Raw genomic sequence first — 20,517 nt, forward strand, 5'->3', positions numbered from 1 at the left:
GGTAGCGTGGTCCGGGTGTGGATCGGTGGTCATCAACGTCGAGTGCTGATTGCCGGCCGTACCCTGCGCGGCGGCTCCGTCGACGCGGCGCTGTTGCGGGAGTTGTGCGTCAATGCGGCGCACCGTGTCGACCCGCGCGGCTTGAGGCTCGCCGGGGTGCGCGTCCGCAACAAGCTCGACCTCGCCGGCGTCGACGTCGGGTTCCCGCTGCGTTTCGAGGGTTGCACGTTCGACGAGGCGCCCGACTTCACCGGCGGGTCGGTCCGGGCGCTGGCCATCACCGGCGCGACGCGCCTGCCAGGACTGTTCGCTGACGGCGTCCATGTGCGGGGCGACCTCGATTTGTCTTGGTCGAGCATTGTCGGGGCGCATCCCGGGATTGGCAGCCGGTTCACCGCCGCCGTGTGGCTGCGGGGGGCCGAGGTTGGGCGGCGGCTTTTGCTGGACGGGTCCACCATTGACGGGCAGGGCGGGCGGACGGTGCGGGCCGACCGGATCAAGCTCGGGGGAAGCCTCCGACTCACCCGCGGTTTCGTCGCTCGGGGTGAGATCCGGGTCACCGGGGCCAGGGTCGGAGCGTCCTTCGAGGTCTTTGATGCCCAGCTGGAAGCGCTGGATCTCAGCGAGGCCACCATCGGCGGCGGGTTGCTGGTCACCGGTTCGACCATAGGTGGGCGGATTACGGCCGGGAACGTTGCCGTCGCGGGGCGGGTGCTGATCCGTGACGCCAGGCTGGCGGGCGTCGATGCGCCGCGGCTTTCGGTGGCCGGACCGTTCACCGTCGAGGGGGCGACCCGGGTCGAGGACGGGCTCGAACTGTCCTATGGGGATTTCACCACCGTGTCCATCGGAGGGGAGTGCCGGCTCGAACACCCGGGTGGGATCGCGCTCGATCTCGGTGGGGCGGACGTCCGGTCGCACGTCACGCTGGAGGCGAGGGCCGATGTCGCCGGGACGGTGCGGGTGGCCGATGCGCGCATCCGCGGGAACCTGGCGCTGTCCGGGGTGACGCTGCGCGAACCGATGGCCGGTGGGGCGTTGCTCGCGGCGGATCAGGCCGACATCGGTGGGGAGGTGCAGCTCAACCGGCTCAGCGCGGACGGTGGCTACCTCGGGTTCCGCGGCGCCGTGATCGGGGGCGCGGTCAACGCCGCTCGATGCACGATCAGCAATGGCAGCGATCGTACGGTCTTCCTGTTCCAGGCGGTCGTCCGCAACTCGGTGCGTTTGTGGGACGGGTTCAGCTCGACCGGCTATGTGGTGCTCAATCGGTGCACGATCGAGGGGCGGCTCAACCTGCGGCGCGGGAGTTTCACGTGCCCCGGGCCGTCCCCCGACAACAAGGGCGGCCATGCGATCCAGGCCGTCGGCGCGGCCGCGCGGGGCGGGGCGGCGTTGCTCTGGACCGTGGCCGAGCCGAGCGTGGACTTCCGCAATCTGACCACGACGGTGCTCGAGGACGATCCGGAGCGGTGGCCCGAGCGCATCGAGGTGTCCGGGATGACCTACGACCGGTTCGGGGATCCGCGCTGGGACCGGGCGGCGCGGCTCAGGTGGCTGCGGCGCCAGGTCGAGTACGACGCCGGGCCGTACGAGCAGCTGGCGCGGGTCTTCCGGCGGCACGGGTACACCGCGGATGCCGAGGCGATCCTCATCGAGCGGCGCGATCAGGCCCGGCGGGCGGCGCGGCGGCATCGGCTGAGTCCGGGCGGGCTGCTCGACGCGGCCTACGGGCGGCTGGTCGGCTACGGCTACCGCGCCGAGCGGACCGCGTGGCTGCTGCTCGTGCTGCTCATCGCGGTTTCGGCGTCGCTGTATGTGCCGGCGGTCAGCGGCACGCTGCGCGCGACCGACCCGCGCGGCAACACGTACGCCGTTGACGGGCGGGTGGTGACCGTCGATCCGGCCGATCCGGGCGGGATCCCGCCTGACGCGGCGAGGTCGGCTCAGGCCGCGCGGTCGGATGCGTGCGGGGACGGGCAGGTGCGCTGTTTCAACCCGGTGCTGTACGCCGTGGACACCGTCGTGCCGCTCATCTCGCTCGGGCAGCGCACGACGTGGTACCCGAGCCCGCACACGAGGTATGGCCGGCTCGCCGAGTGGTGGCTCAACCTGGCCACGCTCGCCGGATGGTTGTTGAGCACCATGTACGTGCTGTCGTTCACGAAGCTCGCTCGGTCCGCGTGAACCATTCCCGGCCACAGACCGCGCGGAACAGCGGGCCGGGCAGGCGGGACAGCAGGGCCAGGGTGCGCACGCCCGAGCCGCCCTCGGTCTGGGAGGCGTGGGCGCGCATGGCCGCTCGTTTTTGTCGCTCGTACCGTCTGACGTCAACGACATGCGTGATGTCCCGCCGCGCGGTGAACACCCGGGCGGGATCGCCGAACGGCAGGGACGGCAGCAGGCGGCCGGCGACCCGCAGCACCGCCAGCACCGTGCGCAGGCGTGCGCGGTCGACGGTCGCCTCGAACAGGACGACGTCCGTGAGGGCCGCTGCCGCGCGGGCGACCTTGTGCACCTGGATGTGGTCGGGGTGGCCGTATCCGCCGTTCGCGTCGTATCCGGTGAGGACGTCCGCATGCTCCTCGCGCACGATGGCGGCCAGGCGCTCGGCCGCTTCCGAGACGGGCGCATCCGCGAAACGCGCACCCGTGACGTCGGCAGCGGAGTCCAGGCCGGAGTCCGCATAGCCGAGTGCGACCACCCGGGCACAGCCCAGCGCCGTCGCGGCCGCCATCAGTTCGGCGTGGCGGCGGGAGCCCAGGTCGGCGCCGGGAGTGGCAAGCCCCGCCTCGCCCAGGGTCGCGGTGACCAGGACGACCCGGTGACCCTCGGCCGCCGCGCGGGCCAAGGTGCCGCCGGTCAAGAGCGTCTCGTCGTCCGGATGTGCGTGAAACGTCACGATCGTGCGGCTACGCATGCGCGCGGTCTCCCGAGAAGGCGCGTGCATACAATGCGTCCGCCGCGTCCAGCACGGTGTCCCAGCGTACGCACGGCGCGACCGCGCGGTTGTGCTCGGCCATCGCCGCCGCCCGCCGCGGGTCGTCCAGCACGGACGACAGGACGTTCAGCAGCTCGGCGTCCGAGTGCACCAGCCAGCCCTCGACGCCGTGCCGGATGAAGTCGGCGACGCCGCTGCCCGCGCGCGCCACGACCGGCAGTCCGGCGCTGCGCGCCTCCAGCGCCGCGATGCCGAACGACTCGCGCGGTGCCGGGGCGATGTATACATCGGCCGCGGCGAGCAGGGCGCGGATCGTCGTGCGGTCCTGGGCGCCGGTGAACGTGACCTCCGGTGGGGCGTCGCGGCGCAGGCCGGCCAGCAGCGGGCCGTCGCCGACGAGCACCGCGCGGAAGCGGCCCGGGTACGCGTCGCGCAACGCGAGCAGTGTGCGCAGGAGGGCGCGGGGACGCTTGCGCCGTACCATGCGCATGACGCTGATGAACGTCGGCGGACGGTCGGCCGCACCAGAACTCGGCAGCAGCCACGCGGCCGGGTCGATGCCGTTGGGGAGCACCGCCACCGGCGTGCCGTCCAGGGCCGCGCGTACCGCCGACGCGGCCGCGCTCGACACCGCGGCCCACTGCACGGGCCAGGCGGAGGCGTCGGCCCAGCGGGCGAAGCGGCGTACCAGCGGCAGGATGTCGTGCCACATCGAGTGCACCGACACGACGGTGGGCAGGCCGTTCGTCGCCGCCGCGCGGGCCGCCGTCCAGGCCAGCGGGGAGAACGCCGAGACGTGGGCGTGCACCGCCTCGATGCCGTGGGCGCGCAGGGTCGTGTCGAGCGCGCGGCCGCCGAACCGGCGGTACGGGCCGGCGCCCAGGCCGGTCACGCGCAGGACCGGCATGTCATCCAGCACCGCGGGGGACTGGGCCGTCGTCGTGAGGATCAGTGGATGGTGGCCCTGGGCCGACTGCCGGGCGGCGAGGTCGTGCACCTGGAGCTCGACGCCGCCGAGGCGGGGCAGGTACACGTCGGTGACATGAGCGATGCGCAAAGGGGGGACTCCACTCCGTCACGCGGTGCGGCGGCCGAGCAGCCACAGCGCGGTGGCCAGACCGCCGACGGGGATCTCGGCGACGAAGACGAACGCGCGGTACACGAGGACTCCGGCCAGCGCCCCGGTCGGGTCGGCGCCGAGCGCGATGAGGACCGCGATGGTGCCCGCCTCGACGAGTCCCGCTCCGCCGGGGGTGATGGCGGCGAGGGTCAGGAGGCGTTCGGCGACGAGCCCGGCGAGGATGACGGGCCACGGAAGGTACACATGGATGGCTCTGAAACTCAGCCACAGCAGCGCGCCCTGCAGCGCCCAGTAGCCCGCCATGCCCCAGCTGAGCTCGGCCCAGCGGCGGCGCACGAGGCTGTCGGTGCCGTCCAGGAGCGCGGCGGCGGCCTTCGTCCAGCCGAGGTCGGGGTCGGGACGGCGGCGCAGGCGGGACCACGTGCGTTCGGACCAGGCGACCAGGCGCAGCAGCGGGGCGGCCCGGCCGAGCAGGGCCAGCGTGACGAGCACGCCGGCCGCGAAACAGACGAGCGCGCACAGCAGCCACAGCAGCACGTGCCCGCCGGGGGTGGCCGCCACGAGCAGTACACCCACGGCAACGATCGGCATGAACAGCTTGGCGATGAGGTCCCAGGCCTTGGACACCACCACGAAGCGGGCGAACTCGAGGCCGGTGTGCCCCCAGCCGCGCACCATGCCGAGGTTGAGCGCGGTGCCGGCCACCCCGCCGAGCGGCAGGACGTTGGCCACGGCGCTGCCGGACAGGTTGAGCGTGAGCGCGCGGCGGTGCGACAATCCGGGCAGTGACGCGGTGAGCACGCGGGTGTGCACCACGAGGCCGAGCAGCCACACGACGCCGAGGAACAGCGGCCAGCGCCAGCCGAGGTGGGCGATCAGCCGCCACGCCTCGCCCCAGGACGCCCCGACCTCGCCCACGTTGGCGGCGGCCCAGCCCACGAGCCCCGCCGCGCCGGCCATCAGCGCCGCCCGGCGCGCCCTCACCCCCATCCGGACAGCTGAGCAGAGCAATCCTGAAGAAATGCTGAAGAGCTAGGGCCTGTTTCGGAACTGAGGCGGGGCTGCGGCGGGCCCAGATTCCCCCTGCGCGCACTCCGCGAAAGCCCGGATACAACCCCGGTATCCAAGCTTCCACGGAGCACACGCAGGAGAAATCTGGACTCCGCCGCAGCTCCCACCCCAGTTCCGAAACAGGCCCTAGGCTGCAGCGGTACTTTCTCTGACGACGAGTTCCGTCGCCAGTTCGATGCGCGGCGATTCGATGCGCTCGCCGTTGACGATCCGCAGCAGTGTGCGGGCCGCGGCCACGCCCATCTCGTGCAGCGGCTGGCGCACGGTCGTGAGCGGCGGCGCGGTCCACTGGGCGAAGTTGAGGTCGTCGAAGCCCACGACGCTCACGTCGCCCGGAATGGTCAGCCCGGCCCGGCGGACCGCCTCGTAGACGCCGGTCGCCTGCTGGTCGCTGCCGGCGAAGACCGCGGTCGGCGGATCGGGCAGCGCGAGCAGCGCCTCGGCCGCGCGCAGGCCGCCGTCGTGATGAAAGTTTCCGTACCGCACCAGCTGCCGATCCACCGCCAGCCCGGCCGACTCCAGGGCCGCCCGGTAGCCCGCGATGCGCGCCCGGGTGCACTGGAACTGCTCGTGCCCGCCGATCGCCGCGATCCGCCGGTGCCCCAGCGACGCGAGGTGCTCGGCCGCCGCGTAGCCGCCCGCGAAGTTGGTCGCGCCGATCGACGGGGTGCCCGGCGGCGGCTGGTTCACGGCATCGATGATGACGAACGGCAGGTTGCGCCGGCGCAGGTCGTCGTGCTGGCGTTCGGCCAGCTCCGACAGGACCAGGATGGCGCCCTCGGAGCCGCGCGCGAGCAGCGACTCGACCCAGCGCCGGGTCAGCGACTGCCGGTTGTGCACGGCCGAGACGACCAGGCCCAGCCCGGCCTCCTCGACGACCTCCTCGACGCCGGTGAGGATCGACAGGCCCCAGACGGAGTCGAGCTCGTTGATGACCAGGTCGATGAGGTCGGTACGGCGCCGCCGCCCGTTCTTCGCCGCCCGCGGCCGCTGGTAGCCGCGCTCGGCGAGCAGCCGCTCCACGGTCTGGCGGGTCTTCGCCGAAACATCCGTGTGCCCGTTCAAAACCTTCGAAACCGTGGAGACGGCCACCCGCGCCTCGCGCGCGATCTCGGCCATCGTGGGTCTGCCGTTCGCCGTCATGGGCCACCTGTGAGTTTCGAAAACCATTGCCGGTGTGGCGGGGGGTGCCTTGTGATCGGCACCGTACACCCCACACCGCCTTTTTCGAAATGTTTCTCGAAAGGACAGATGGCGAATGCGCACTGCTGCGCTGATACGCGGAGTCATCGCCGCCGGGCTCGCTGTTTCGCTCACCGCCTGCGGCTCCGCCGGGCCAGGCACCGAGTCCGCCGCGGGTGGCGGCGACATCCAGGTCTGGGCGATCCAGGACGCCTCGGTCAACCCGATCACCACGAAGAGCATCGACGCGTACAACAAGGCCAACAGCAGCAAGGTCAAGCTGGTCACGTACGTCAACGACGCGTACAAGCAGAAGCTCCAGGTCGCCATGGGCTCCCCGCAGGCGCCGGACGTGTTCTTCAACTGGGGCGGCGGCAACCTCGCCCAGTTCGTCAAGGCCGGCCAGGTCGAGCCGCTCGACGACCTGCTCGCCAAGAGCCCGGAGCTCAAGGACAAGTTCCTGCCCAGCGTGATGGACGTGGGCAAGGTCGACGGCAAGCAGTACGGCCTGCCGATGCTCGGCGTGCTCCCGGTCGTGCTGTTCTACAACAAGGAGGTCTTCACCTCCGCCGGCGTGCAGCCGCCGAAGACCTACGCCGACCTGCTGGCCGCGGTGGACACGTTCAAGGCCAAGGGCGTCACGCCGATCGCGCTGGCCGGGTCGCAGGGCTGGACCGAGCTCATGTGGCTGGAGTACATGCTCGACCGCATCGGCGGCGCCGACAAGTTCAAGGCCATCGCCGACGGCAAGGAGGGCGCCTGGAGCGACCCGGCCGTCATCAAGGCCCTGACCGAGATCCAGGCCCTGGCCAAGCGGGGCGCGTTCGGCTCCAACTTCGCCAGCGTCAACTACGACAACCAGGGCGCCTCGAAGCTCATCGCGACCGGCAAGGCCGCGATGCACCTCATGGGCAGCTGGGACTTCACGCTGCAGCAGCAGGCCAACCCGAGCTTCATCACCGATGGCAAGCTCGGCGTGGTGCCGTTCCCGGCCTACGCGGGCGGCGCCGGCGACCCGAAGGCGATCGTGGGCAACCCGAGCAACTACTACTCGGTGAACTCCGCGTCCAAGGGCAAGGACCAGGCGGCCGACTTCCTGGTCAAGTCGCTGGCCTCGGAGGACTACATCAATGGCCTCATCGACGCCGGCCAGGTGCCCGCGGTCAAGGGCGTCGGCGACTCGCTCAAGAGCAAGCCGAACGCGGACTTCACCACGTTCACCTACAACCTGGTGTCCGAGGCGCCGAGCTTCACCCAGTCCTGGGACCAGGCGCTGAGCCCGTCGGTCGGCACCGAGCTGCTGACCAACCTGCAGAAGCTCTTCCTGGGCGACATCACCCCGGACGCGTTCGCGGCCAACATGGCCAAGGCGAAATGACCACAGCGAAAGCGGCGGCACGGCCCGGAGTGATCTGGGCCGCGCCGGCGGTCGTCTTCTTCGCCGCGTTCGGGATCCTGCCGGTCCTCGCGGTGGTGTACCTCAGCTTCACCGAGTGGAACGGGCTGGGCGATCCGGTCTGGACGGGCCTGTCGAACTGGACGGCGCTCGGCGACGACACCGAGCTGTTCGGCGCGGCCGGCCGGACGCTGCTGCTGACGGTCGTGTCGTGGCTGCTGCAGACCCCGCTCGCCCTGCTCATCGGGGTGTGGGCGGCGGGGCCGCAGCGCTCCCGGGCAGTACTGTCGACGCTGTTCTTCCTGCCCTTGCTCCTGTCCACGGCGGCCATCGCGGTCACGTTCGTGGCGCTGCTGGACCCGAACTTCGGCCTGGCCGCGGAAATCGGGGACGGCAACTTCCTCGGGGACCCGGACCGGGCGCTCTACGTCATCGCGTTCATCATCGCGTGGCAGTTCGTGCCGTTCCACACGCTGCTGTACCAGTCGGCGACGCGGCAGATCCCGCGCTCGCTGTACGAGGCGGCGGCCCTCGACGGCGCGACCGGGCCGCGGCAGTTCCTGTCCATCACGCTGCCCCAGCTGCGCAACACCATCATCGCCTCGTCCGTGCTGATGCTGGTGGGCTCGCTGACGTACTTCGAGATGATCCTGCTGACGACCAACGGCGGCCCCGGCACCGCCACCCGCGTGCTGCCGCTGCACATGTACATCAAGGGCTTCGTCGGCTTCGACATGGGCTACGCCAGCGCGCTCGCGGTGCTGCTCGTGCTCGTCGGCACCGCCCTGTCCATCGTCGTCGTCCGCTCCACCGGCTACCACCGGATGACCAGCGACCGGGAGGGCGCGTGAAGCGGATCGGAAACGTCCTGGCCGGTTCGGCCGCCACGATCTGGCTCGTCATCGTGGCCGTGCCGCTCTACTACATCGTCGTCACCGGCTTCCGCACGCAGGAGTCGTACATCGACGCCGGCCCGCTGGACCTGCCGCGCGACCTGACCCTCGACAACTTCGCCGACCTGTGGAGCCTCGGCTTCCCCACGTTCCTGCTCAACAGCATCCTGGTGGCGCTGGGCACGGTGGTCCTGGTGCTCGCGGTCGCGCTGCCGGCCGCCTACGCCATCGTGCGCAATCCCAACCGTACGGTCCGCACCGCGTTCAACATGTTCCTGCTCGGCCTGGCCGTGCCCGCGCAGGCCGTGATCGTGCCCATCTACCTCATCATCACGCGGCTGCACATGTACGACACGCTGACCGCCATCATCCTGCCGACGGCGGCGTTCTCGCTGCCGATCGCCATCGTGGTGCTGACCAGCTCGCTGCGCGACATCCCGGGCGAGCTCTACGAGGCGATGACGGTCGACGGCGCCACCGCCGGGCGCATCTTCGGCCGGCTCGTGCTGCCGCTGGCCCGCCCGGGGCTCACCAGCGTCGGCATCTTCGTCGGGCTGGGCGCCTGGAACGGGTTCCTGTTCCCGCTGGTGCTCACCCAGAGCGAGGAGCAGCGGGTCCTGCCGCTGGGCCTGTGGAACTTCCAGAACCAGTACGGCACCAACGTCCCCGGTCTCATGGCCGCCGTGGTGCTCTCGGCGCTGCCGGTGCTGGCGCTGTACCTGTTCGGCCGCCGCCACCTGCTCAGCGGGCTGGCCGCGGGTTTCGGCAAGTAGATGGGAACCAGATTGAACATCGTCAACCCGGTGCTGCCGGGTTTCCATCCCGACCCGTCCATCCTGCGCGTCGGGGACGACTACTACCTCGCCACGTCGACGTTTGAGTGGTACCCCGGCGTGCGGCTGCACCACTCGCGCGATCTCGTGCACTGGCGGCCGATCGGCGGCGCGCTGGACAGCCCGCGGTTGCTGGACATGACCGGCAACCCCGACTCCGGCGGCGTCTGGGCTCCGTGTCTGTCCTATGCGGACGGTCTGTTCCACCTCGTCTTCACCGACGTGAAGTCGTACTCGGGGTTCTGGGACACCCCCAACTTCCTCGTCACCGCGCCGTCCATCGAGGGCCCGTGGTCGGATCCGGTCCCGCTGCACGCGCAGGGTTTCGACCCGTCGTTCTTCCACGACACCGACGAGGGCCGCAGCTGGCTGCTGTCCAACCGCACCGACTGGCGGCCGGGCAACCCGTGGGCGAACGGCATCATCGCCCAGGAGTACGACCGCACCGCCCGCAAGCTCGTCGGCGAGCCCGTCACCATCTACACGGGCACGCCGGCGGGCATGACCGAGGGCCCGCACCTGTACCGGCGCGACGGCTGGTACTACCTCGTCACCGCCGAGGGCGGCACGGAGTGGTTCCACCAGGCGACGGTGGCCCGCTCCCGCGACGTGCTCGGCCCCTACGAGACGGATCCGGGCGGGCCGCTGCTCACCTCGGTGCACCGGCCCGACCTGCGGCTGCAGAAGGCGGGCCACGGCAGCCTCGTGGACACCCCGGCCGGCGAGTGGTTCTTCGCCCACCTCACCGGCCGTCCGCTGAGCCCCCGCGGCCGCTGCGTGCTCGGCCGGGAGACGGCGATCCAGCGCGTCACGTGGACCGGGGCGGGATGGCCGCGGATCGACGGTGGTGTACCGCACGACGAGGTTCCGGCCCCGCAACTCCCCGCCCACCCGTGGCCGGACGAGCCCGAGACCGACGACTTCGGTACCCCCGAACTCGGCGTGCACTGGGCGACCCTGCGCCGCCCGGCCTCCCGCGACTGGGTGAGCACCGCGGCCCGCCCCGGCCACCTGCGCATCCACGGCGGCCGCTCGGCCGGCGCGCTGGCCGGCGAGAGCCTCGTGGCGCGGCGGGTCCAGCACGCCCGCGCCACGTTCGAGGCGACGGTCGAGTTCCGCCCGGCCCACTTCCAGCACATGGCCGGGATCACCGCGTACTACAACAGCCGCAACTGGTACTTCCTGCGCATCGGCTTCGACGAGCGGCGGGGCGCGGCGGTGGACGTGCTGTCCAGCGATCGCGGGCGGTTGCGGTTGCACGGTCCGGCGGTACCGGTGGCGGGGGCGGTGCGGCTGCGGCTCGACCTGGACGGGGGCGCGTTGCGCGCCTCCTGCGGCGAGACCGAGTGGGGCCCGTTCGACGCGTCGATCCTCTCGGACGAGTACGCCCGCGAGTTCGACGGCGAGACGGCCCGGGCGTGGGGCTTCACCGGCGCGTTCTTCGGCCTGTGGGCCCAGGACCTGACCGGCGGCGGGCTGCCCGCCGACTTCTCCGCGGCTACCTACAAGCCGCAGCGGTGATGCTGGGGCTCGCCTTGCGGTGAGCCCCGTTCCGCGGGGGCGACGAGCTCGATGCGGGGGACCGTGTCGTGCGGGAGACTCGCGTAGTCCCAGCTGACGATGACGTCGAGCTCGCCGCCCAGGGCCCGGTTGAGCAGCTCCTGCAGCAGCACCCCGTCGGGATCGTGCACGGTGTCGACGGTGTCGTAGCCGTGCCGGTCGGCGTGGGCGTTGCACTGATCCAGGTACGTCATCTGGCGCAGGTAGATGACGGCCCGCAGGGGTGGCAGTTTGGCGTCCATGTTCGTGCATCGCGGCTCGCGCCGGATTCGTAACAGATCTTGACAAACTCGGGCGGTTTCAGGGCAGGATCGCGTCCACGTACCCGCCGTCGACGCGGACCGCGCCGCCGGTGGTGGCCGAGGCGAACGTGGAGCTGAGGTACACCACCAGGTTGGCGATCTCCTCGGGTTCGATGAGCCGCTGCAGGAGCGACTGCGGCCGGTGCTTGCGCATGAACTCGCGCTGGGCCTCGTCCCACGGCAGGTCGCGGTCGACGAGCTCGTACACGAAGTCCTCGACCCCGCCGGTGTGCGTCGGCCCGGCGATCACCGCGTTCACGGTCACCCCGCTGCCGGCCGCCGCCTTGGCGAACCCGCGCGCCACCCCGAGCAGCGCCGTCTTCGACACCCCGTAGTGGATCATCTCGGCCGGGATGACGACGGCGGAGTCGCTCGCGATGTACTGCACCCGCCCCCACCCCTTTTCCATCATCCGCGGCAGGTAGGCGCGGGTGAGCCGCACGCCGGCCAGCACGTTGGTCTCGAAGTACCGGCGCCACTCGTCATCGCTGATCTCCAGCGGCTCGACGGTACCGAAGATCCCGAGGTTGTTCACCAGGATGTCCACCTCGGGCAGCACCTCCAGCACCGCCCGGGCCCCCGCGTCGGTGGCCACGTCCCCGGGCGCCGCGACGAAGTCACCTCCGCCCAGTCGTTCGAGGGCCTCGGCGACGGACTGCTCGTTGCGGCCGTTCACGCCGACCCGCGCACCGGCCCGGGCCAGCCCGGTGGCGATGGCCGCCCCGATGCCGCGGGTGGAGCCGGTGACGAGCGCGGTCCGCCCGGTCAAGTCGATCTGCATGTACCCGATCGTGCCACGCCCTACGTGCGCGTCAGCCGCCAAACGTGCGCGCCACCCTTGTCGGTCGCCGCCACCAGCGTCCGCCCGTCGGCGGAGAACGCGACGTTGTTGACGTCCCCGTCGCCCGGCAGGGTGGCCACGAGCCGCCCGTCGGCGGCCGACCAGATCCGCACCTTGTCGTCGAGCCCGCCGGTGGCGACGAGCTTGAGGTCCGGCGAGAGCGCCACCCCGGCCGCGGCGGCGGGCTCCCCGGTGGCGGTGAGCGTGCGCGTGCTCGTCCGCGTGCCGAGGCTCCACAGCCGCGCCTCACCGGTGGCCCCGCCGGTGGCGAGGGTCCGTCCGTCCCGGGAGACCGCGGCACTGTACGGGTTGCCAGCCCCTGGAAGCTCGGCGAGCCTGGTCCAGCCCGGCACCCCGTACAGGCGCAGGGCATCGTCGTCGGGCAGGGCCACCACCAGCTCACCGTCGCCGGTGAACGCCATCGCCCGCACCGGCTTGCTGATCTGCGGCACCGCCGCCACGAACCGCTGCTGCGGCACGTCCCACAGATCCATGCCGGTCTCGTTGTACGCCGAGTACGCCGCGGCCATCCAGCGCCCGTCCGGGGAGAGCGCGACCTTGCCGTAGCTGCGGTGGTAGAACGCGTTCGTGGTGTGGTTCAGCGTGCCCACCGCCTTGCGCGTCTCCACGTTCCACACCTTGACGGTGTCGTCGTCGGAGCCGGACACGAGGGTCTTGCCGTCGGCGGAGAAGGCCACCGACCGTACCCCGCCGGAATGCCCTTCGAGGGTGACGACCGGTTCGAGCGTCCGCCCGTCCCAGAGCCGGATCGCGTGATCGGCCCCGGCGGTGGCGAGCAACGACCCGTCGGGGGAGAAGGCGACATCGGCCACGGCCGCGGCCTCGGAACCGACCCCGAGCCGCCCGGCATCGATCCAGTGCTGCTCAGGAACGGGCCGCACCAGTACCGCGAGGACGACGCCGACGGCCACCGCCGCCACCACACCGACCGCGACCCACCTGGATGATCTCAGAGCCACGGCGGACGCTAACACGACCCGCCACCCCGGAATCACCCGCAGGGCAAGATAGAGCCCCGGGCCGGGGACGAGCGGGAAATCGCACAGCGAATGGCAGTGTGAGGCGACGTTTCGCCGTCTCCCCGATAGCGATATGGCACTTATTACTGCGACGTGAATGAATCGACGATTTGTACCCGCGCTCGGCGATACTGCAAGACAACGGTTGCATGCGGCGAGGGGGCGGTATGGCAGCCCAGAAGGCGATGGACCTCGACGGCGCGGCGCGAGTGCTCTCGAAGATGTTGCTCGCGGCGGGGATGCTGGCCGCTGTCGCCGCGGCGTTCTACGCGGTCGTCCTGTCGCCGCTGCTGATCTATTCGCTGTACGACGACAGCCGCGACTGGTCGCGCCTCGGGGACATCGGCCAGGCTTACGGACCCGCGTCGGCACTGCTGTCGACGGCCGCGCTGATCGTCGTGTCGGCGTCGCTTCTCGTGCAGCGCAACACCTTCAGTCGTACGCGGCGGGCCGAGCATCGGCATCGGATCCGTGAGACGGTGCTGATGTGCATGCGGGAGCCCGCGTACGCGCAGTGCTGGGGCCCCGCTTCGCACCGTCCCATGTGGACGAACGGCTGTTCTTCTACGCCGGCTTCGTGGTGCTGAACTGGGAGTTCGCCTGGGAGGACCGCATCCTCAACGAGCGGGAACTCCGCGTGCTGCTCGTCGCCTACTTCGACTCCGAGGTGCCCCGCATGTACTGGGAGCGCAACGGCGACTGGCACGACCCGCAGCGGCGCTGGCCCCGCCGGGACCGCTTCCGTGCCATTGTCAACGAAGAATACCTATGCGCCATCAAGAAAGGGCCGCCCGCCCGTGCCCATGAGTCCATGGTGCCCGTCGAGCGAACCGTCTTTTACGGCGCCGAGGAATGATCGCCAGTCCGCTGCGGCGAACGTCAAGGCGACGTCGGGGATGACGGAGTCCCGCACTCCGACGGTGCTGCCGGAATTCGAGAACTCGACGCAATTGTGCTCACTTACGCAGCTCGACGCGCGACGCCATGCCGAACGATTGGGGCGCAACTGCACTGCTCCTCCACTGAAAGGATTAACTCACCCAAACCGGACATCGGACGCCAACCATAGCGGGTCGGCGAGCCGTTGTTCTGGACGTGGCTGGGCGGGCGAGTCGCACGATATAGGTGATCGACTTTTAGTGGAAGACCTTGAGGCCGATGACGCCGGCGACGACCAGGAGGAGGCAGAGCAGGCGCATCACGGTGGCCGACTCGCCGAGGAACAGCATGCCGGCCAGCGCGGTGCCCACGGCGCCGATCCCCACCCAGACCGCGTAGCCCGTGCCGATCGGGATGGAGCGCAGGGCGTACCCGAGGCCGACCATGCTGATCACGAGGCCCACGGCGAACACGACCGTGGGGACGGGGCGGGTGAAGCCCGCGGTGCGGCTGAGGGCGATCGCCCACACCGACTCGAACAGGCCAGAGATGACGAGGACGATCCAGGCCATGACGAACACACCGAACCAATCGTGTGGTCGTCTTGTCAGGCCGGGTACGACTCCACTCGTCCGGGACGGCCGCGAGCGCGGCGTCACGTTCAGTATAGCCATCAAAAGGGTCGATCCATTAGCTTCCATGGTGATGGACAGCACCCGGATCGACACGTCGGTGCCGCACCCAGCGCGGCGGTACAGCTACTGGCTCGGCGGGAAGGACCATTTCGCCGCCGATCGGGAGTCGGGGGACGCTATCGCGAAGGCGTTTCCGGCGGTGGTGGAGCTGGCTCGGGCCAACCGGGCGTTTCTGCGGCGGGCGGTGCGCCATGTCGCCGAGGCCGGGGTCCGGCAGTTCCTCGACATCGGGACCGGGCTGCCGGCGCCCGGGAACACGCATGAGGTCGCGCAGGGTGTGGCGCCCGAGGCCAGGGTGGTGTACGTCGACAACGATCCGATCGTGATGATGCACGCGCAGGCGTTGCTCGTCGGGGATCCGCGGGGGCGGACGAGCTATCTCGAGGCCGATGCTCGCGAGCCGGAGGTGATCCTCGGGCGCAAGGAGCTGGCCGAGACGATCGATCTGGGGCAGCCCGTCGGGCTGCTGCTCGTGGCGCTGCTGCACTTCGTGCACGATGACGCGCAGGTCGAGCACACCGTGCGGACGCTCGTCGACGCGCTTGCGCCCGGGAGCTACGTGGTGCTCAGTCACGGGACGATGGACTTCAGCGACGCTGACGGGATCGCGGCGTACGAGAAGATGTTCGCCGCCCGGGGGACCGATGTGCGGGCGCGGTCGCGGGCGAGGCTGGGGGAGTACCTCCGCGGGCTGGAGCTTGTCGAGCCGGGCATCGTGCCGGTCGCCGACTGGCATCCCGACGACTCGGATGCGCCGCGGCCTGTCAGCAAGGACCTGGGCATCGTCGGAGTTGTAGCAACCAAGCGATAAAAAGAGAGCAACCAAGCTTTGAAAGGAACTCGCCGCGGTGGAGCGCGGCGAGTCCCCGGAAACCGCCCGGGCCGGCGGCCATCGGAAGCGTAGAGGCGCCCCGAACGCGAGATCAACGGATCGATCGGGCCGAATCACGCGCGGTAGGTTTTCCGTAGCGGCGCGGTAGCGCATTATCGTGCTGGGGTGCAGATCCGATTCGACGTGCCGGCCGACCCCGGCTATCCGGGCCGCGTGGCCGCCGTGCTCAGCGCCGCGCGGTTGCGCAAGTTCACGAACATCGGTGCCGTGCTGCTCGCGCTCGGGATCATCGGGCTGGCCGCGTCGCGGGTGGCCGGCTTCGGCACGCAGCTCGAGCAGCTGTACTTCGCGCTGATCATCGGCGGCGGCCTGTCCATGCTGTACGCGCCGTGGGTCCGCCTCAACGCCAAGCGCAAGTCCGGCAAGTACGCGGTCGAGGGCGCGTACGACATCACCGACGACAACATCCAGATGCGCAGCGGCACCGAGCAGGGCGGCATCGCCTGGGACGGCGTGTCGCGGGTCGCGGAGACGCCCGAGTTCTGGATCGTCTACGTCGGACGCATCCCGGCCACGGTCATCCCACGCACCCTGATGTCACCCGACCAGGACGCAACGCTGCGCACCTTCATGGCCAAAAACGGCCTGCTGCCCGTCTAGGCCGGGCCGGCGTCGCGCCGGGCCGGCGCAAAGGCCGACGCCGGTCTAAGCCGGGCCGGCGTCGTGGCGGGCCTGCGCCGCCAGGATCTCGTCCACGTTGCCGCGGATCCAGCCGACGATCACCAGCAGCCGCTCGGCCAGGCCGTGGCCCAAGGGCGTCAGCCGGTACGTCACGCTCGGCGGCGCCGTCGCCCGCACCTCGCGCCCGATCAACCCGTCGCGGACCAGCGTGCGCAAGGTCTGCGACAGCATCTTCTCGGTGATGCCGCCGATCCGGTCGCGCAGCTCGAAGAAGCGCAGCGGCCCCTCGTGCAGGGTCGCCAGGATGAGCATGCCCCAGCGGCTCGTCACATGGTCGAACACCGCGCGCCCCGGGCAGGCGCTGTTGAATACGTCACCCGGGAACCCGCCGGCACCCGGCCCGGACTCGACCCCTACCGTCACGACCTGAGCTTACCCCGAGGTATGAGCTATCCAGAAGATAGCCCGGCTGCCTAGCGTGGGCCGCATGACGACGAACCTCGTAATCGGCGCCACCGGCAACGTCGGGCGCCATGTCGTGGCGGAGCTTCGGAATGCGGGCGAGGAGGTGCGGGCATTTGCCCGTACCATTGCGGCGGGAATCGACTCGGTGCCCGGCGACCTGACCGAACCCGACACCCTCGCGAAGGCGCTCGACGGCGTCGAAACCGTGTTCCTGCTGTGGCGCGCGCTGCCCCTCGACGCGGCCCCGCCGGTCGTCGCCGCCATCGCCGAGGCGAAGCACGCCCGCCGGGTGGTGTTCCTGTCCTCGGCCGCCGCGGACGGCCCGGTAGCCGCGCTGCACCACGGCATCGAGGAGCTGATCCGGGCGACCGGCCTCGAATGGACGTTTCTGCGAGCCGCGCAGTTCGCGGCCAACACCCTGGAATGGGTCCCGCAGATTCGCGCGGGCGATGTCGTTCGCGGCGCGCACGGTGACGTTCCGACGACGCTCATCCACGAGCGCGACATCGCCGCCGTGGCGGTGCGCGCGATGACCGGCGACGAGCACCTCGGCCGCCGCTATGTGCTCACCGGCCCGGAGATCCGCACCCCGGCCGAGCTCGTCCCGGTCATCGGCGAGGTCCTCGGCCGCGACCTGCGCTGGGACGAGGGCACGGTCGAGGAGGACCGGGCGCGGATGCTCGCCTGGATGCCGGCCGCGTTCGTCGACGCCGTGCTGGAGGACCGGGCCCGGCGCACGCCGCCGCTGCACACCACGACCGTCGAGGAGGTGACCGGCGCGCCGGCGCGCACGTACCGCGAGTGGGTGACCGAGCACATCGAAGCGTTCGCGGCGGCCACCCGCTAGCGGGACTGGCTGACCGTTCCGTCGGCGGCGACGCGGATCTCACCCTGCGGGGTGGGGTCCGCGCACGCGCTCGCGGTCCCGGGGCACACGCCGGTCGGGCGCACGGTGACCGGCGCGTCGCTCACCAGGGGAGCGGTCACGGTCACGGTCACCGCATCCATCGTGAGCCTGGGCACCGGCGCGTAGCCGTACCCCGGGCCGGAGGACGGGAGCCGCACCGCCCCGCACGTGTCGGACGTACACGGGAGCGGGCTCATCTGTCCCGAAATCATCAGCGGCACGTCGAGCTCGTCGCAGCCCCAGCCGCCGCACACCCGCAGCTGCACCGACGGCACGCGCGGGGCGAGCGCCTCGTCGACCGACACCGCGAACCCGCGCAACGGCGCCGCCGCACCACCGCCGGACTGCACCGGTCCGGCGGGCAGCATGCATCCGGACAACAGAGCCTCCGCCAGTACGGCGATCAGCAGCATCCTCACGTCAAGGCAGACGCGCACCGGGCGCGGCCGGTTCCCGCAGCAGCGGCAGCAACTGCCGGCCCTGGCGCGCGATCTCCGGCAGGTACGGCGTGTCGGAGAGCACGAAGTGGGTGATGCCCAGCTCGCGGTACCGGTGCAGCGACCGCGCCACGTCGGCCGGCGATCCGACGAGCCAGGTGCTGCCCGCCCCGCTGCCGCCGACCCGGGCCGGAGCCGTGAAAAGGTTGTCGTCGAGCACGTCGCCGCGCGCCGCGAGCTCCTGCAGCCGGTGCTGGCCGACGGCGCTGTCCCAGTTCGCGTCGCGGGTGACGGCGGCCGCGGCCATCCGGGCGATCCGCTGCTCGGCCTCCGCCCACGCCTCCGCCGCCGTGTCGCGCACCAGCGTCGTGACGCGCAGCCCGAACTCGAGCGGCGCGTGCTCCCGGCCCAGCTCGTCCGCGAGCGCGCGCAGCCGTTCGATGCGGGCCCGCACCGCGTCCAGCGGCTCGCCCCAGAACAGCTGGACGTCGGCCTCGAGCGCGGCGACCCGCTCGGCCGCTTCCGACGCGCCGCCGAAATACAGCCGCGGGTGGCGCGACTCGTTGCGCACCGCCAGGGTCGAATCGGCCACCCTGAAATGCCCGCCGTGGTACGTCACGTGCTCCCGCGTCCACAGCCGGCGCACGAGCTGCAGGAACTCGGCCGTGCGGGCGTAGCGGCGAGCGCGGTCGGTCTCGTCGTCGCCGTACGCGGCCAGGTCGTCCGTCCCCGAGACGACGTTGACCAGCACGCGACCGCCGGTGAGGTGGTCGAGCGTGGCCGCGGCCGCCGCGAAGTGCGCGGGGTGCCAGTACCCGGGCCGGACGGCGATCAGCGGCTTGAACGTCGTGGTCCGGGCGGCGAGCGCCGCGGCGACCGTGAACGTGTCGGGCCGCCCCCAGCCGGCGCCGAGCAGTGCCCCGCCCCAGCCATGAGCCTCAATGGCCTGGGCCTGCGCGGTCAGGGTGTCCAGGCTGTTGTGGCCGTCCACGACGTCATCGCCCCGGTGCCCGGGTCGAGCCTCGTTCGGGATGTACCAAAGATACTCGCTCGCCACGTCCTAATCATACTCAACCGATAGGCAAGAGATGAGCCGCGTCGACGGTGAGCCGCTCGATGCCGCGCAGACCCGCCTCGAGCATGTCCGGCGACACGGCGGCGGTGTCGACCCGCCACGTCAGCTCCAGCCCGTCGCCTCCCGCGTCGACGTGCAAGAAGCAGGTCGCGTCGTACTCGTTGGAGCTCGGCCCCCACCGCAGCGTGCTCGGCCCCGTGGCGGCGGGCGGTGCCTGCGCGGCGGAGCGCCGGCGGTCGTTGAAGTAGCACATGGTGTCGAGTTCCACGCCGCGCTCGGTGCCGACCCGGTCGACGAGCGCCCACAGGTCGCGCGGGTGGTAGTAGGCGTGCATGCCGGCCGCGAGTTGCGCACTCCAGGCGCGCGCGACGACCTCGTCGAAATCGGCGTCCCCGCCCGCGTCGAACACGGCCAGCCCGGCCTGCGCGAGATTGCTCACCGAGGCCGCGAACCCGGGCCGGAAGCGGTTGCTCACCACGATCCGGAACGCGCCGACCGGCTGCCCGGAAAGCCGGGCCAGCACCACCGCGTACGCGGCCAGCAGCACGGTCCCGCTGTGCACCTTCGTGCGCTCGGCGAGCAGGTGCACGGCGCGATCGGTGGCCGGGCTGGTCAGCGTCGCCTCCTGCCAGCGCATCGGCTGCGGCTCCAGGGCCCGCGGAAAGCGGCGGGGTTCGATGGCGCGCAGGTGGCGCTCCCAGTACCGCAGCGACGCATCGTGCTGCCGCCGCGCCGCCCGCCCTTGCTGCGCCCGCGCGAGCTCGAGCGGCTGAATGCCCTCGACCGGGGCGTCGGTGCCGAGGTTGGCCAGATCGGCGACGAGTGCCTCGAAGCCGTACCCGTCGATGACCATGTGGCAGTAGAGCGCGACCAGGTGCAGCGCCCGCTCGCCGTCAGCGATCACCGCCATGCGCACCGGCCAGTCGGTCACCGGATCCCAGGGCGCCGACTCGTACTGCGCGCGAATGGCGCTCGGATCGCTGTCCGCCCCGAACACCTCGAGCACGATCTCGCCGGCCGGCGCGAGGTCCTGCAGAGGCGTGGCGTCCTCGAAGCGCAGCCGGGTGCGCAGCGACTGGTGCCGGCTCATGATGAACCCGAGCAGCTCCGCGATCCCGTCGACGGTCGTGCCCGGTTCGAGGGGCATGGTGCCGCCCGCCCACTCCACGGCCTGCACCACCTGCATCGAGCGCCAGGCCGCGAACTGGCCCCAGGTCAGCTCGCCGGTGCCGGACCCCTCACCCGCGAATGCCACGGTGATGCGACGCATTTGCCGGCTCCTTCGAAACGGTCGGGGCCGGCGGCGCTTGCGCTCGCCGCCGGCCCGATACCACGGATTCTCAGAGGGTGCGAACGGACTTCATGGTCGACCTCCCTTCGGGCACCGCGTCGGTCGATGGGTCGGA

The 20,517-nt window shown here is 71.2% G+C and carries 21 protein-coding genes, 1 pseudogene and 1 riboswitch; of the genes and pseudogenes, 9 read left to right on the forward strand and 13 right to left on the reverse strand.

Annotated elements, in window-relative coordinates; genetic code table 11:
* Positions 1 to 42: 42 nt before the first annotated feature.
* Entirely contained in the window at positions 43 to 2,187 is a 2,145-nt protein-coding gene (locus ACQP00_RS13975) for a hypothetical protein (protein ID WP_433218990.1), read from the forward strand.
* On the opposite strand, the gene ACQP00_RS13980 is transcribed toward ACQP00_RS13975, so the two are convergent.
* The 4 genes from ACQP00_RS13980 to ACQP00_RS13995 form a co-directional block, all read right to left on the reverse strand.
* Positions 2,162 to 2,902, reverse strand: a complete 741-nt coding sequence (locus ACQP00_RS13980) for a PIG-L family deacetylase (protein ID WP_433218992.1) — start codon at positions 2,900 to 2,902, stop codon at positions 2,162 to 2,164. The genes ACQP00_RS13975 and ACQP00_RS13980 overlap by 26 nt on opposite strands.
* A gap of 10 nt (positions 2,903 to 2,912) precedes the next feature.
* Positions 2,913 to 3,998 (reverse strand): glycosyltransferase family 4 protein, encoded by a 1,086-nt coding sequence (locus tag ACQP00_RS13985; protein WP_433218994.1) that lies wholly within the window; start codon positions 3,996 to 3,998, stop codon positions 2,913 to 2,915.
* Between the two features lie 18 nt (positions 3,999 to 4,016).
* The gene (locus tag ACQP00_RS13990) at positions 4,017 to 5,012 is read right to left on the reverse strand and encodes a lysylphosphatidylglycerol synthase transmembrane domain-containing protein (RefSeq protein WP_433218996.1); all 996 of its coding nucleotides are present in this window, start codon (positions 5,010 to 5,012) and stop codon (positions 4,017 to 4,019) included.
* A gap of 207 nt (positions 5,013 to 5,219) precedes the next feature.
* Positions 5,220 to 6,212 (reverse strand): LacI family DNA-binding transcriptional regulator, encoded by a 993-nt coding sequence (locus ACQP00_RS13995; RefSeq protein WP_433218998.1) that lies wholly within the window; start codon positions 6,210 to 6,212, stop codon positions 5,220 to 5,222.
* 139 nt (positions 6,213 to 6,351) lie between these two features.
* Between ACQP00_RS13995 and ACQP00_RS14000 the strand changes: the two genes are divergently transcribed.
* From ACQP00_RS14000 to ACQP00_RS14015, 4 genes are read left to right on the forward strand one after another with little or no spacing between them, the layout of a single operon-like run.
* Positions 6,352 to 7,653 (forward strand): ABC transporter substrate-binding protein, encoded by a 1,302-nt coding sequence (locus ACQP00_RS14000; RefSeq protein ID WP_433219000.1) that lies wholly within the window; start codon positions 6,352 to 6,354, stop codon positions 7,651 to 7,653.
* Positions 7,650 to 8,522 carry a carbohydrate ABC transporter permease gene (locus ACQP00_RS14005; RefSeq protein ID WP_433219002.1) on the forward strand — a complete coding sequence of 291 codons (873 nt, stop codon included), beginning with the start codon at positions 7,650 to 7,652 and terminating at the stop codon, positions 8,520 to 8,522. Before ACQP00_RS14000 ends, ACQP00_RS14005 begins: the two co-directional genes overlap by 4 nt.
* Positions 8,519 to 9,337 (forward strand): carbohydrate ABC transporter permease, encoded by an 819-nt coding sequence (locus ACQP00_RS14010; RefSeq protein WP_433219004.1) that lies wholly within the window; start codon positions 8,519 to 8,521, stop codon positions 9,335 to 9,337. The genes ACQP00_RS14005 and ACQP00_RS14010 overlap by 4 nt, the downstream gene beginning before the upstream one ends.
* Positions 9,338 to 10,918: a glycoside hydrolase family 43 protein gene (locus ACQP00_RS14015; protein WP_433219006.1), complete on the forward strand. Its 1,581-nt coding sequence runs from the start codon at positions 9,338 to 9,340 to the stop codon at positions 10,916 to 10,918.
* On the opposite strand, the gene ACQP00_RS14020 is transcribed toward ACQP00_RS14015, so the two are convergent.
* The 3 genes from ACQP00_RS14020 to ACQP00_RS14030 are packed head-to-tail and all read right to left on the reverse strand — an operon-like array spanning position 10,900 to position 13,032.
* Positions 10,900 to 11,199 (reverse strand): hypothetical protein, encoded by a 300-nt coding sequence (locus tag ACQP00_RS14020; protein ID WP_433219008.1) that lies wholly within the window; start codon positions 11,197 to 11,199, stop codon positions 10,900 to 10,902. The genes ACQP00_RS14015 and ACQP00_RS14020 overlap by 19 nt on opposite strands.
* Before the next feature lie 58 nt (positions 11,200 to 11,257).
* Positions 11,258 to 12,040: an SDR family NAD(P)-dependent oxidoreductase gene (locus ACQP00_RS14025; protein WP_433219010.1), complete on the reverse strand. Its 783-nt coding sequence runs from the start codon at positions 12,038 to 12,040 to the stop codon at positions 11,258 to 11,260.
* Positions 12,041 to 12,060: 20 nt separating this feature from the next.
* Entirely contained in the window at positions 12,061 to 13,032 is a 972-nt protein-coding gene (locus ACQP00_RS14030) for a WD40 repeat domain-containing protein (protein WP_433219012.1), read from the reverse strand.
* A 347-nt stretch (positions 13,033 to 13,379) separates the two neighbouring features.
* Between ACQP00_RS14030 and ACQP00_RS14035 the strand changes: the two are divergent.
* Positions 13,380 to 13,996: pseudogene (locus ACQP00_RS14035) on the forward strand (DUF6082 family protein).
* Here the strand turns inward: ACQP00_RS14035 and ACQP00_RS14040 are convergent.
* Both ACQP00_RS14040 and ACQP00_RS14045 read right to left on the reverse strand, forming a co-directional pair.
* Positions 13,907 to 14,152 (reverse strand): DUF397 domain-containing protein, encoded by a 246-nt coding sequence (locus ACQP00_RS14040; RefSeq protein WP_433219014.1) that lies wholly within the window; start codon positions 14,150 to 14,152, stop codon positions 13,907 to 13,909. The pseudogene ACQP00_RS14035 and the gene ACQP00_RS14040 overlap by 90 nt on opposite strands.
* A gap of 124 nt (positions 14,153 to 14,276) precedes the next feature.
* Entirely contained in the window at positions 14,277 to 14,591 is a 315-nt protein-coding gene (locus ACQP00_RS14045; protein ID WP_433219016.1) for a DMT family transporter, read from the reverse strand.
* 22 nt (positions 14,592 to 14,613) lie between these two features.
* Positions 14,614 to 14,678: riboswitch (guanidine-III (ykkC-III) riboswitch) on the reverse strand.
* Positions 14,679 to 14,724: 46 nt separating this feature from the next.
* On the opposite strand from ACQP00_RS14045, the gene ACQP00_RS14050 reads away from it, so the two are divergent.
* Positions 14,725 to 15,525: an SAM-dependent methyltransferase gene (locus ACQP00_RS14050; protein WP_433219017.1), complete on the forward strand. Its 801-nt coding sequence runs from the start codon at positions 14,725 to 14,727 to the stop codon at positions 15,523 to 15,525.
* 186 nt (positions 15,526 to 15,711) lie between these two features.
* Complete coding sequence (locus ACQP00_RS14055) at positions 15,712 to 16,206, forward strand: YcxB family protein (protein WP_433219019.1); 495 nt, start codon at positions 15,712 to 15,714, stop codon at positions 16,204 to 16,206.
* A gap of 45 nt (positions 16,207 to 16,251) precedes the next feature.
* Here ACQP00_RS14055 and ACQP00_RS14060 read toward each other — a convergent pair whose 3' ends face one another.
* A complete protein-coding gene (locus tag ACQP00_RS14060; RefSeq protein ID WP_433219020.1) occupies positions 16,252 to 16,650 on the reverse strand; it encodes a winged helix-turn-helix transcriptional regulator in 399 nt (132 codons plus the stop codon).
* Positions 16,651 to 16,714: 64 nt separating this feature from the next.
* Here ACQP00_RS14060 and ACQP00_RS14065 point away from each other — a divergent pair, with 64 nt between their 5' ends.
* Positions 16,715 to 17,539, forward strand: coding sequence for an SDR family oxidoreductase (locus ACQP00_RS14065; RefSeq protein ID WP_433219022.1), 825 nt, complete (start codon positions 16,715 to 16,717; stop codon positions 17,537 to 17,539).
* Here the strand turns inward: ACQP00_RS14065 and ACQP00_RS14070 are convergent.
* Genes ACQP00_RS14070 through ACQP00_RS14080 form a run of 3 tightly spaced genes read right to left on the reverse strand, consistent with a single transcriptional unit; the run spans position 17,536 to position 20,381 of the window.
* Positions 17,536 to 18,018, reverse strand: coding sequence for a hypothetical protein (locus ACQP00_RS14070; protein WP_433219024.1), 483 nt, complete (start codon positions 18,016 to 18,018; stop codon positions 17,536 to 17,538). The genes ACQP00_RS14065 and ACQP00_RS14070 overlap by 4 nt on opposite strands.
* A gap of 1 nt (position 18,019) precedes the next feature.
* Complete coding sequence (locus ACQP00_RS14075) at positions 18,020 to 19,093, reverse strand: LLM class flavin-dependent oxidoreductase (protein WP_433219026.1); 1,074 nt, start codon at positions 19,091 to 19,093, stop codon at positions 18,020 to 18,022.
* 13 nt (positions 19,094 to 19,106) lie between these two features.
* Positions 19,107 to 20,381: a condensation domain-containing protein gene (locus ACQP00_RS14080; protein ID WP_433219028.1), complete on the reverse strand. Its 1,275-nt coding sequence runs from the start codon at positions 20,379 to 20,381 to the stop codon at positions 19,107 to 19,109.
* Positions 20,382 to 20,517 lie beyond the last annotated feature (136 nt).

It is taken from the genome of Dactylosporangium sp. CS-047395, assembly GCF_050942185.1.
GTDB lineage: Bacteria > Actinomycetota > Actinomycetes > Mycobacteriales > Micromonosporaceae > Dactylosporangium.

Excerpts from the sequence above, each read along its gene's own strand:
- ACQP00_RS14025 (WP_433219010.1), bottom strand. The coding sequence starts at position 12,040 with ATGCAGATCGACTTGACCGGGCGGACCGCGCTCGTCACCGGCTCCACC.
- ACQP00_RS14065 (WP_433219022.1), top strand. The coding sequence starts at position 16,715 with ATGACGACGAACCTCGTAATCGGCGCCACCGGCAACGTCGGGCGCCAT.
- ACQP00_RS14000 (WP_433219000.1), top strand. The coding sequence starts at position 6,352 with ATGCGCACTGCTGCGCTGATACGCGGAGTCATCGCCGCCGGGCTCGCT.
- ACQP00_RS14045 (WP_433219016.1), bottom strand. The coding sequence starts at position 14,591 with ATGGCCTGGATCGTCCTCGTCATCTCTGGCCTGTTCGAGTCGGTGTGG.
- ACQP00_RS14005 (WP_433219002.1), top strand. The coding sequence starts at position 7,650 with ATGACCACAGCGAAAGCGGCGGCACGGCCCGGAGTGATCTGGGCCGCG.
- ACQP00_RS14015 (WP_433219006.1), top strand. The coding sequence starts at position 9,338 with ATGGGAACCAGATTGAACATCGTCAACCCGGTGCTGCCGGGTTTCCAT.
- ACQP00_RS14080 (WP_433219028.1), bottom strand. The coding sequence starts at position 20,381 with ATGCGTCGCATCACCGTGGCATTCGCGGGTGAGGGGTCCGGCACCGGC.
- ACQP00_RS14050 (WP_433219017.1), top strand. The coding sequence starts at position 14,725 with ATGGACAGCACCCGGATCGACACGTCGGTGCCGCACCCAGCGCGGCGG.
- ACQP00_RS13995 (WP_433218998.1), bottom strand. The coding sequence starts at position 6,212 with ATGGCCGAGATCGCGCGCGAGGCGCGGGTGGCCGTCTCCACGGTTTCG.
- ACQP00_RS14020 (WP_433219008.1), bottom strand. The coding sequence starts at position 11,199 with ATGGACGCCAAACTGCCACCCCTGCGGGCCGTCATCTACCTGCGCCAG.
- ACQP00_RS13990 (WP_433218996.1), bottom strand. The coding sequence starts at position 5,012 with ATGGGGGTGAGGGCGCGCCGGGCGGCGCTGATGGCCGGCGCGGCGGGG.